We start from the raw sequence: 11,620 nt of genomic DNA, 5'->3' as shown, positions 1-11,620 counted from the left end.
GAGGGCGATTTAAGTTGCTATCAGGCTTTTCAAGTAATTCTTGGGGTAGGGGCTTAGCATTGCTAAGCCCCTACAGCAGATCGGTTGTACAGGTTATGTAATCCACCATCCTAAACAAGGGCTTAAAACCCTTCTAAGTTAAGCGAATGAACTACGCATTGAAATAGCACTTAACTTAATCTGGGGTAGCAGCGGATTCTGATTTTACCTGAGCAGACTGTCCAGCATTCTGGGAGTCCGGCTGATTTGCCTGGTTGTTAGAGTAGCTGTACTGTCCGTCTTTGCCTTGAGCTGCCTGCTGCATTTGATCCGCCTGTTTATCTTGAGCGTACTGACTCTGTTGTAAATATTCCTCTTGTTTAGAGCTTTGATCTTCTTGAAGTTTTTGATTCGATTGCTGTACTCCTTGGAATCGATCCAAAAATCCTGCTGCATTAACCGATGCAGGACTGGCAATTAATGTAGCCATAGCAAAGAAAACACCTATAGCAACCAAAATCAATCGACGAATCATTATGTTCTCCTTAATGTACCAAACTTGTATACGATACCATCTCTAGTTCATTAAAAGATCTTGCTATTCAGCTATGCATCCTGTTCTAATGCTGTATTTTCAGCAACAAGGGGCGTTGATGTTTCTGAACTAGCAGGGTTTGTCACTGTAATCGCTGGGGCGATCGCTCCATCCCCTGCAAACTTCTTAGCAATTTCGTCGCGCTGGTTCACCAGATACACGCTGATTAGCGTTAAAGCAACACCAATCCATTGCAGTCCAGATAGCGTCTCATCTAGAAGTAAGCTGCTGAACAGTAGGGCAAAAACCGGAGTCAGAAAAATGAGAGCGCTAACGCTGGTCATATTGCCCGTTGATGCCAGATAGAAGAATATTCCGTAGGTGATTGCTGTGCCAAATACCGTCGCATAGCCTAATCCAGCCCATTCTCCAGCGTGAAGGTTTACTATCTGGCTGTCTTCCCAGATAAAGGACAGCACTGCAAGCGGTAGCCCACCCAAGATCATGTGCCAGCCCGTTGCCACAAGCGGATCAGCATGTTGCTTGACGTAACGAATAATGATGGTGCCAAAGGACATGGCTAGAGCTGCCAACAGCATTAGTAATTCGCCACTGTTTAGCAGATTTTGAATGTTAAATCCAGAAGCAACAACAGGCTGCGAGTTAACCAAGCTATCACTGCTGCTCAAAACCGCTTGAACAGCATAAGGAACAGAAATTCCCAGATTTTTCAGGAGATTAAAGAACCAGTAGGCAGGTAAGCCACACAAGCAGATGCCTGCTAGCCCAATGCCCAAACCCAGCCAGCCCCAGAGTCCAATTAACTCGCCAAATAGAAACCTTGAGAGTAAGGCAACCACCAAGGGCTGGGCATCAATCAAAATAGCGCCTATCCCGGCTCCCGTACGCACCAATCCCTCAGTGAGGAAGCCTTGAAAGATGGCGCCATCGATAAGGGCAAATAAGCCGATCCATAGCCATGCCTGCCAAGTTGTAGGTTGAGGGCGCTTCATGAGGGCTGCAACACCCAAGATTAAGACACCTGCTGGCAGAAGGCGAAAGGCGGCAAGGAAGAGCGGTGTTGTGTCGGGAATGATGAACTTCATCACGACCATCGCCGTTCCTAAGAAGAAGAAAGGAGCAATGAGAAAGAGCGGCGATCGAGTAAAGTCTGATTGTTTTACTTGTATCTGCATGAGCTTATGTCAACGTTTCTGATAAAGGTTTCGACGAGAAGGAAAAGACAGCCAGTGTTGGCTCTAGGAGTAAGGTCTACCTCAAAAAATGTTGAAGGTTATACCATAAAGCCTTACCCTTCTGATACCACTAACTGCGACCGAATCGTAGCGTCATGAAAATGAACCGAGCGACAAAGATACCCGCAATGATCCAAGTACCCCATGACACTTCACGCGCTTTGCCCTGGAACGTTTTGAGAATTGCATAGCTAATAAACCCGATCGACAATCCCTCGGCGATCGAGTAGGTCAGAGGAATCATAAAAACCGTTAGAAAGGCTGGAATCGCCACCGCCATATCGTCCCAATCAATCTCTCTAATCTCTGACAGCATCATTGCTCCCACAATCACGAGTGTCGGCGTGGTGGCAAAGGCTGGAATACCCGCGAAGAGTGGGATAAAGAACAGCGCGACCACAAATAAAGCGCCGATGACGATCGCAGTGAAGCCCGTTCGCCCGCCTTCAACAACACCCGCTACTGACTCTACATATACGGTGACGCTGGAGGTTCCGAGTAAAGGTGCAACAGTTGTTCCAAAGGCATCTGCCATCAGCGCTTGGTTTGCCCGTGGAAGCTGACCATCACGACCAATATAGCCTGCCCGCATTCCCACACCCGTCAATGTTCCAATGGTGTCAAAAATATCGACGAACAAGAAGACAAACAGCACGGCCAGCCAGTCGATAAAGTTTTGGCTATTCAGTTGGGCAAGACCGCCGATCGCCTGTCCCATTAGCGCCTGGGGAAGCTCTGGAAAAGCAAAGATGCCTTTGGGCCAGGGCGCAACTCCTGAGATCCACGCCAGTAAACCCGTTGCAATAATACCCAGCAAGAGCGCTCCTCTGACTCGCCGCACCACCAGTCCTGCGGTGATCAGCAGCCCAATTGCCGCCATTAGCGTATTAGGTTCGGCAAAGCTGCCGAAGGCGGTTTTGGTTGCTTCATTTGCCACAATTAATCCTGCACCCCCCTCGTTCACAGCGCCCGACAGACCAATGTAGGAAATGAACAGACCAATTCCGCCTGCTGTCGCGTGCTTAATGGAGGAAGGAATTGCCTGAATCAAATGGCGACGAATGTCGGTGAACGTTAAAACAATGAAGACTAGACCCTGAATAAATACGCAAGATAATGCCAATCGCCAATCGATTTTAAGTCCAATGACGACGGAAAAGGCAAAGAAGGCGTTTGTGCCCATCCCTGGAGCTAGCCCAAAAGGATAGTTCGCGAAAAACCCCATGCAAAAAGTGCCAATTGCCGATGCAATCGCAGTAGCCACGGCGAGTTGAGAAAATAAATCGCCAGGTGTTTCCAGAAAAATGGCGTTTGACAAAATGATGGGATTTACCACCAAGATGTATCCCATCGTCATAAAGGTGGTGATGCCCGCCAGAATTTCTGTTTTGAACCCTGTTTTATAGAAATTAAATTTAAAGTAATTCGCGATCGCAGTTTGCCAACCGTTATAGGGGGGAGGTTGGGGCGGATCTAATCGTTCAATGTCAATATCTGTCTTCAAAGCAGCTTTCTCCCACCAACTTGTGTAACTCCGGTGCAACTCCGGCTTTTACTAACAAAAATTTAGCAAGGCGTTATTTTGCTCAAATAATAAGAAGATTGTCAGGCTCTAGTTGTCACATTTAATACAATATTGCCGCAAACTAACCCTCTGCTCAATCCATTTACTTTAGAGTATTTAACTATTTTTCTATGCTCTTGCTCAAACGATTTAGCTTCAATAAAACTATAGCTCTGTATGACTCATCAAACTTGCTAATAATCTACTAACAATTTGCCAACAATTTGCTAACAACAAACCATCATTTTGATAGTTTTTCTACTCGCGCCGCAGTCATCTCTGAATTTTGCTCTTCTAAAGTTCTCAACGATACAAAATTACCCGATAAAATTTGTTATGTATACTGTATACAGTTAAGAAATTGTAAAACTAAACCTCTCTGCTTTTTCGCATCTTGGTACAGTTTAAGTGGATTCATTTTTTATGCGGAGGTCTGGAATAGTACTGCAATGTTAGTCACACAACAGTCTGTATTGCGTCGGTTCTGGTATCCAGTTGTTCCTATTGCGGATTTATCAGATGGGTTGAAGACATTTGAATTACTAGGCGAGAAAATTCTCCTCTGGCTAGACTCAGACGATCGACCGATCGCCGCTCAAGATCGCTGTTGCCATCGATCGGCTCAACTCTCCTTGGGCACTGTGATTAACGGCAATATTTCATGCCCTTATCATGGGTGGCAATTTGACGGCTGTGGCACTTGCGTTCATGTTCCACAACTGAAGCCAGATCAGGCAATTCCTGCGAGTTACCAAATACAGGTTTACCCCTGTGTGGAGCGATATGGCTATGTCTGGGTTTGTCTAGGAGAACCCCTGACGGACATTCCGACGATCGCTGAAGCAACTGATCCTGCCTTCCGTCTAATTCATGAGTTTTACGAACCGTGGCGATGCGCTGGATTACGCGTGATGGAAAACGAGTTTGACTTGGCTCATCCAACCTTCGTTCACACCGCAACCTTTGGTAGCGAAAACCATCCTATTCCCGATGTGCTAGAAGTGACTGAAACTGAATGGGGACTCCAAGTACGGGGGACTCTAGGCGTTGTCAATCCAGAGTTGCAGCAACAGAATCTAGGCATGAATGAACAACAAACAGTTCGTACTTTAGATATGGTTTGGTTCATGCCGTTTACGGTTAGGTTGCGGATTAATTATCCTAACGGACTGGCTCATGTCATCGTGAATACCATGACGCCTATTAATGACTCAACTTCTCAGATGGTACAGTTTTGCCTCCGCAACGATACGGAGACAGATACACCCAGCCAAGATGTAATTGCCTTCGATCGAGCTGTTACTTTAGAAGACAAGCGGATTCTAGAATCGACTGATTATGATGTGCCGCTAAGTCTAAACCAGGAACAGCATATGTTCACAGACAAACCTGGAATTATGATGCGGAAAAAGATAGCGGCTCTCCTAAAAGCGCAGGGTGAGGTGGAATATACCAAAGAGCAGAATCTAGGCAGAGTAACAGAATTCTCTGATCAATCCAATCAGAATAAATCTAATCAGAATACATCTAATCAAGACAAGCCTAATCAAAACCATGTCTCAATCAAAATACTACACTCATAGAACAGCTAAAATCGTTTAGGGTTCAACTGGCGGCAAAGGGCGATCGCCCTAAATAAGAGGGTAGGAATTATTACTTTAGAGCGGTGCAGAGTAGAGGGAAATGGAAAATATTAAGCTTTGAGAGCTAAATCATCAAGTTGCGATTGTGTTCTTCAAAATCAATGCTTTAGAGATTATCTGAAAAGTATCAAATGTTCTGCATTCGCCCCTCAACCCCCCAATTCTGCGAGACTTTCGAGCCAGTTCTTGTTCAAAGTCCCCTAGAATTGAGGGATTTGGGGGGCGATTTGGGTAGCAATCTGCACTTCTCAGACATCTTCTTAAAGTGGGTTGAATCCAATCTCCACATAGCGCTTTTTCTCTGTCTGGCAGCCTTTTTCCTGGGAATGCTCACAGGTATTCTGATGAGTCAGCAAACCTTGCAGAGACAGCGAACCGATTTGTTGGAAGAGAGTCAGCAGGTAGAAGTAGCCTTGCGACAGAGCGAAGCTAAATTTAGACGCTTTGCTGAATCTAATGTGCTTGGGGTCTATGTCGCTGATTTTAATGGAGCTATTTTTGAAGCCAACGATGCCTTCTTGGAGATGGTCGGCTATACCCAAGATGATCTGAGCGCAAATCAGATGAATTGGGCTAACATGACTCCACCGCAGTATGTTCAACTGGATCAGCAAGCGATCGCAGAACAAAAAACTCAGGGAGTTTGCAGCGCATTTGAGAAAGAGTATTACCGTAAAGATGGCAGCCGAGTTCCAGTGCTGTTTGGTTGTGCCGTTTTTGATGCAGAGCAGCAGCGATCGATCGGCTTTGTGTTAGATCTCAGCGATCGCAAACGGGCGGAAGCCGCGTCTGTTCTTGAAGAACGCAACCGCATAGCCCGCGAAATTCATGACACGCTAGCCCAAGCGTTTACCAGCATTATTGTTCACCTGGATGTTGCCACGCGTAAGCTGACGATCGATCCTATCCTTGCTCAAGAATGCATTCAAACCAGCTATGACTTAGCTCAGTCTGGACTATCCGAGGCGCGGCGATCGGTTACCGCTTTGCGCCCTCTCTATTTAGAAGATGGCGATCTCTACAATGCCCTCTGTCAGTTGGCTAGGCAGATGTTCGCCCACAGTCCAATGCAGCTTGTCTTTAATCAAGAGGGAACGCCCTATTCGCTTCTCCCAGAAACCGAGCATCATCTACTTCGTATTGGGCAGGAAGCGTTGATGAATGCCTGCAAGTATGCCAAGGCAACTGAAATTCAGCTGAGTTTGAGGTACGAGCCAGCCCAGTGTGTTTTACAAATTAAGGATAATGGGATAGGGTTTGCGCTGGATAGCGTTTCGGACACTGTTGGAAGCGGCTTTGGTCTATTGGGAATGACGGAACGGGCTGAACGGATTGGGGCACAGTTGACCATCCAAAGCGCTCTGAGCCAGGGAACGGAAATCCTTGTATGGGTCAATCAAGATATGGGTCATTCAGGGAACCTCTCATGAATTCATCTCCTGTTATTCGCGTTCTGCTCGCGGATGACCACCCCGTATTGGGTCAAGGACTAGCCATGCTGTTGGAATGTGAGCCGGATATCACGGTCGTCGGACAGGCTCTCAATGGTAGGGAAGCCATTGAACTCTTTCGTCAACACCAACCCGATGTCACGCTAATGGACTTACGGATGCCAGAAGTGAGCGGAGTGGAAGCGATCGCCGCAATTCGGGCGGAGTTTCCCCAGGCTCGAATTATTGTACTAACGACTTATGACGGCGACGAAGACATCTATCGCGGGCTGCAAACAGGCGCAAAGGGCTATCTGCTCAAGGGAACTCGGCTTGAAGAGTTATTAAATGCCATTCGCACGGTCTATCGTAACCAGTCCTACATTCCGCCTCACATAGGCGCGAAACTAGCAGAACGCATGGGCACGTCAGAGTTGAGCGATCGAGAGCTAGAGGTGCTTCGCTTAATGGCAAAGGGTAAAAATAATCCTCAGATCAGCGCTGACCTGAACATCGCCGAGAGTACGGTTAGATTTCACATCAGCCATATTTTGAGCAAGCTGGGCGTGAGCGATCGCACTCAAGCGGTGATTACAGCAGTACAGCGGGGTATCGTGGATTTGTCGGTTTGATTCAATTGAGGTACGCTAGCTATCCCAACATTTTGATAGGTGTAAAACTCAATGTTGAGCTGGCGACAACATTTAATGAATCTTCTATTAATGAATTTTCTAAGGTAAAAGGCAAATTCTCATTTGCGATTTTCACCAACGAAGGGGTATGTCATCTCGAATTAGTTCTGTTCTCAAGTTTTGCATCTGCATAACCTGAGCTGTGATGATATAGCGCTACGCGCTTAGATCCAATGAGTTATTTTTTGAGAGCCGCGCGGCTCTCAAAAAATAACTCGTCCTAACTCAATTACGTAATGCCATATTGTTTCGTTATCTTTTATTGCTACTGTCAGCTCGAATATTCAATGCGATGTCAGTATGGAACGTAAGACTGAATAGATCAGGCTGGCTCACGCAGCGGCAGATTGCTATTGGTTCCCATCATCGTTGCAATATCCCTGTACCCTTTAAACCTGGAATCCTATGATTATCTGGAATACGATCGTTAACGCACGAAAACTGGCTGGCTCAGTAATAATTGGCGGTCTGCTCTGTCTCCCGTTGGTTCCTACTGCCGCTCGTGCTGGCATTGACCAAGCTCCGATGCTTCTGGCTCAAGAACAGAATGTTCGGATTGCTACTTTACAGTGTGGCGGTTACACGATCACCATCCGTACCGAAGGCAGTGCAGCTAGCGACAGCTACTCCTATTTGACAGATGGTCTTTTTCTAACTAATGGCACCCGCGACGGTGAAACCTACCTTTTCTATAACAATGACTACGAGTACAAAGTTGTGACCCAAGGCGGTGGTTCTGGCAGTCTAACGGTTTCCCACTATGGAGAAACCATGATGACTAAGCAGTGCACTTGGTCTTGATGCAGCGGTATTCTATTCACCTACTATCAGCAAATAGCCAAAGAACTTGGGAAATAACTGTTGTCGCTTTAGCTTCGTGATGACTTGCTCCATCAGTTAGCGTTGAATCTCATTGCCGAGTTGAGTCAGGATGCACTGCCCGATCGCGTTTATGTTGAATCATTAACTCACACCCTGATCGCGCATCTCGTTAGAAAATATGCAGTTATGGAAAATCAGGCGATAGATCAAGCGATAGATCAGGCGATAGATAGGAAATTGCCTTCCCATAAACTCGCGCTTGTCATAGACTACATCGATCAGCATCTTGATGCCGTTGTCTCTTTGGAAGCGATCGCTAGAGTGGCAAACATGAGTTCTTCCTATTTCTTGACTCTTTTCAAGCAATCCACTGGATTGACTCCACACCAATACGTTATGGCTCAGCGCATCAAAAAAGCGAAAGCCTTGCTGATCCAAACCCAGATGTCGATTGGAGATATTGCTAGCCAAACCGGGTTTGCAGACCAAAGTCATTTAACTCGCTTAATGCGAAAGCATACAGGCTTAACCCCAAAAATCTTGCGGAATGATTTAGCTAGCAGCAATCAAGAAATCCTTTTCAACGCCGTAGGTCAGTAGAGACGCACCGCATCTGTCATCAGGACAACGCCTCAAAGTAGACCGAAGACGATCGCTCGGCACACTATCACTCCTATCTGTACTCAATAGCAAAGAGAAAGCTGTACTCTGCTACAGAACCTTTTGCTACAGAACCTTAAGTGAAAAAGTGCAATCTTTGAGACGCTGAATCTTAATGGGTCTATTCCCGTTGCCCATAGCCTTAAAGGGATGAATTTTTGTTTGAGAGGGGCGCTCCGCGCCCCTCTCAAACAAAAATTCATCTCAGCGCTCAGCATCACCTAGCTCATATAAGCTTAGTCAGATATCACTTTCAGACCTTAAAGGAATTTAATATGATTCGACAGCTAAAACGATGGCAGATGGGTTTATTTGCCCTGGCAGCCGTCCTCAGCATTACCCTTGCCAATTGCGCCCAGCAGAGTACCGCCCCTACCCCTGGAGCCAGCGCCAGCCTCGCATCCGGCGCTCCGGCAGCGACAGCCCTGGTATTTGGCACAGGCGGCGATCCGGTCAACCTGGAACCGGGCAACTTTGAAGACAGCAACTCTGGCTACGTTCAGGATCAAATCTACGATCGACTAATTCGCTTTAAGCCTGGAACTGCCGATCTAGAGCCAGGACTGGCAACCGAATGGTCAGCGTCTGCTGACGGCAAAACTTGGACATTCAAGCTGCGAGACGGCGTGAAATTTCATGATGGCACAGACCTCAACGCCGCTGCCGTAGTGGCTAACGTCAATCGCTGGTGGGACGAAAAAGACGCGCTGGGCTTCCGCGATGCTGGGAAAACCTATGCCATTTGGTCAAGCCTGTTTGGTGGCTTCAAAGGCAGCGAAGATTCGCTGTTGCAGGACGTGAAAGCCGTTGATGCTAAAACCGTCCAGTTTGTTTTGAAAGACCCGTTTGCCGCATTTCCAGCCGCGATCGCCTCTAACTACTTTGGGATTGCCAGCCCCGATGCCATCAAAAAAGCTGGAGCTAGCTATGGTACTCCCAGTTCGACGGCAGTTGGCACAGGTCCCTACATTCTCAAGGAATGGCGATCAGGCGATCGCATCGTGCTAGACAAAAACCCTAGCTTCTGGAAGGGCGAACCTAAGATGCAGCAGGTGATTTTCCGTACCATCAAAGAACCTGCCGCCCGTCTGGCAGAACTGCGCTCAGGCAGCATTGACTTCACGGTAGATATTGCTCCTGACCAGTTAAAAGAGCTGCAAGCCGACCCTAACCTGAAGGAGATTCGCCGCCCGTCCTTTAACGTGGGCTACTTGGCGCTCAATCCCAGCTTTGAGCCATTTCAGAAAAAAGAGGTGCGTCAGGCAGTAGCCATGGCGATTAACCGCAAGGCGATCGTCGATTCCTTTTGGTCCGGTCTGGCAAAAACGGACGCTCACTTTATTCCCCCCTCAATGCAGGCTTACCAGGATGCCAGCCTGAAGGAGTATGAGTACAGCCCTGACAAAGCCAAGGAGATGCTGGCGGCGGCAGGTTATCCCGACGGCTTTGACTTAGAGCTGTGGTATATGCCTGTCTCACGTCCCTATTACCCCACTCCCAAACCGATCGCCGAAGCCTTTGCCGCAGACTTGGGAGCGATCGGCATTCGGGTCAAGCTCAATACCAAAGACTGGGCGGCGTATCTAGCCGATCGCCTCAAAGCTCCGGGCTTTCAGGCTTACATGATGGGCTGGACAGGCGACTATGGCGACCCCGACAACTTCCTCTACTACCACTTCAGCCCCAGCGGCACCAAGGACATTGGTAACTGGAAGAGCGATCGGGTCGCTACCCTACTAGAGAATGCTCGTCAGGACAGCAAGGAAACCGAGCGCGCCAAAATGTACGCTGAGGTGGACAAAATTACCTACGAAGAGGCGGTGCGGATTCCGATCGTCCATTCGGAGCCGCTGTTGGCGCAGCGCAGCAATATCTCAGGGTGGCAGCCCAGCCCGCTGGCTACAGAACCCTTTGATGCGATCGAGAAGAAGTAGTTCTAGCGAGGTCTTTGGATATCCAAAGACCTCGTTTTTATATCCCCCCATCTGCCATGCTGCAATATATCGGCAAACGCCTGTTTGATCTTCTACCCGTCCTTTTAGGAATCACCCTACTGGTATTCCTGTTTCTCCAATTGATTCCCGGCAATCCGGCAGTAGTTTTGCTGGGACCTCGCGCCACTCCGGATCAAATTGTCGCTTTGCAAGAGCAGCTTGGGCTAAATCGACCGCTGCCGCTGCAATACCTTGCTTTTCTGGGCAGACTCATTCGGTTTGATCTGGGCAAAAGCATTCTCAGCGGCGTACCGATCGCTCAGGAGTTAGCCATCCGCTGGCCCGCAACTTTTGAGCTTTCGGTGGCTGCCATGCTGGTGGCGATGCTGCTAGGTATCCCTGCCGGAATTCTGGCGGCCGTCCGCAAAAATGGCTGGATTGATAACTTAGCTATGAGTGCATCGCTACTGGGTGTATCTATGCCTGTCTACTGGCTAGGGCTGCTGTTGATCTATCTATTTGCCGTCAATTTGCACTGGCTGCCCCCCAGCGGTCGTTTGGGCGTGGGTGTACAGCTTCAGCCGATCACAGGGTTCTACATTCTCGATTCAATCCTGCGGCTGAATTTTCCGGCGCTTCTAGATGTGCTGTCTCATCTAATCTTGCCCGCCATTACGGTAGGCACGATTCCCCTCGCCATCATTGCCCGCATCACTCGCAGCGCCATGTTAGAGGTGCTGTCTCAAGACTACATTCGTACCGCTCGCGCCAAAGGCTTGATCGAGCGTTGGATCATCATGAAGCACGCCCTCAAAAATGCGCTGCTGCCTGTAATCACCATCATTGGGCTGCAATTTGGGACGCTCTTGAGCGGCGCCATCCTGACGGAAACTATCTTTTCATGGCCAGGGATTGGCTCCTGGATCTATGAGGGCATTTTGGCGAGAGATTATCCGGTGGTGCAAGGCGGCGTGGTGTTTGTGGCGATCGTCTTTGTCTTAATCAATCTCCTCATCGATATTTCCTACGCCTTCCTTGATCCCAGAATTCAATATAAGTAATCAGGATAGGACTTACGCAAGCCCTCTAGCTGTAGTGCATTTTT

The 11,620-nt window shown here is 48.1% G+C and carries 10 protein-coding genes; 7 read left to right on the top strand and 3 right to left on the bottom strand.

The window, feature by feature from the left end; translation table 11 throughout:
- Positions 1 to 175: 175 nt before the first annotated feature.
- From AC5JMP_RS12430 to AC5JMP_RS12420, 3 genes are all read right to left on the bottom strand, one after another.
- Positions 176 to 514 (bottom strand): hypothetical protein, encoded by a 339-nt coding sequence (locus AC5JMP_RS12430; RefSeq protein WP_495851787.1) that lies wholly within the window; start codon positions 512 to 514, stop codon positions 176 to 178.
- A gap of 71 nt (positions 515 to 585) precedes the next feature.
- Positions 586 to 1,710 (bottom strand): DMT family transporter, encoded by a 1,125-nt coding sequence (locus AC5JMP_RS12425; protein ID WP_495851786.1) that lies wholly within the window; start codon positions 1,708 to 1,710, stop codon positions 586 to 588.
- Between the two features lie 130 nt (positions 1,711 to 1,840).
- Complete coding sequence (locus tag AC5JMP_RS12420) at positions 1,841 to 3,274, bottom strand: NCS2 family permease (protein WP_495851785.1); 1,434 nt, start codon at positions 3,272 to 3,274, stop codon at positions 1,841 to 1,843.
- A 509-nt stretch (positions 3,275 to 3,783) separates the two neighbouring features.
- Between AC5JMP_RS12420 and AC5JMP_RS12415 the strand changes: the two genes are divergently transcribed.
- The 7 genes from AC5JMP_RS12415 to AC5JMP_RS12385 all read left to right on the top strand — a co-directional run bounded on the left by AC5JMP_RS12415 (position 3,784) and on the right by AC5JMP_RS12385 (position 11,576).
- Positions 3,784 to 4,917, top strand: a complete 1,134-nt coding sequence (locus AC5JMP_RS12415; RefSeq protein ID WP_495851784.1) for an aromatic ring-hydroxylating dioxygenase subunit alpha — start codon at positions 3,784 to 3,786, stop codon at positions 4,915 to 4,917.
- 404 nt (positions 4,918 to 5,321) lie between these two features.
- Positions 5,322 to 6,407, top strand: a complete 1,086-nt coding sequence (locus AC5JMP_RS12410; protein WP_495851783.1) for a PAS domain-containing sensor histidine kinase — start codon at positions 5,322 to 5,324, stop codon at positions 6,405 to 6,407.
- Entirely contained in the window at positions 6,404 to 7,039 is a 636-nt protein-coding gene (locus tag AC5JMP_RS12405; RefSeq protein WP_495851782.1) for a response regulator, read from the top strand. The genes AC5JMP_RS12410 and AC5JMP_RS12405 overlap by 4 nt, the downstream gene beginning before the upstream one ends.
- 465 nt (positions 7,040 to 7,504) lie before the next feature.
- On the top strand, positions 7,505 to 7,900 hold the full coding sequence (locus AC5JMP_RS12400) for a hypothetical protein (RefSeq protein ID WP_495851781.1): 396 nt from the start codon (positions 7,505 to 7,507) through the stop codon (positions 7,898 to 7,900).
- Positions 7,901 to 8,107: 207 nt separating this feature from the next.
- The gene (locus AC5JMP_RS12395; RefSeq protein ID WP_495851822.1) at positions 8,108 to 8,521 is read left to right on the top strand and encodes a helix-turn-helix domain-containing protein; all 414 of its coding nucleotides are present in this window, start codon (positions 8,108 to 8,110) and stop codon (positions 8,519 to 8,521) included.
- 335 nt (positions 8,522 to 8,856) lie between these two features.
- Positions 8,857 to 10,515: an ABC transporter substrate-binding protein gene (locus tag AC5JMP_RS12390; protein WP_495851780.1), complete on the top strand. Its 1,659-nt coding sequence runs from the start codon at positions 8,857 to 8,859 to the stop codon at positions 10,513 to 10,515.
- A 56-nt stretch (positions 10,516 to 10,571) separates the two neighbouring features.
- Entirely contained in the window at positions 10,572 to 11,576 is a 1,005-nt protein-coding gene (locus AC5JMP_RS12385) for an ABC transporter permease (protein WP_495851779.1), read from the top strand.
- The last annotated feature ends 44 nt before the right edge of the window (positions 11,577 to 11,620 follow it).

This window comes from Drouetiella sp. (assembly GCF_059504425.1).
The sequence above is the reverse complement of the archived record's forward strand: the minus strand, read 5'-3'. Positions and strand labels throughout refer to the sequence as shown.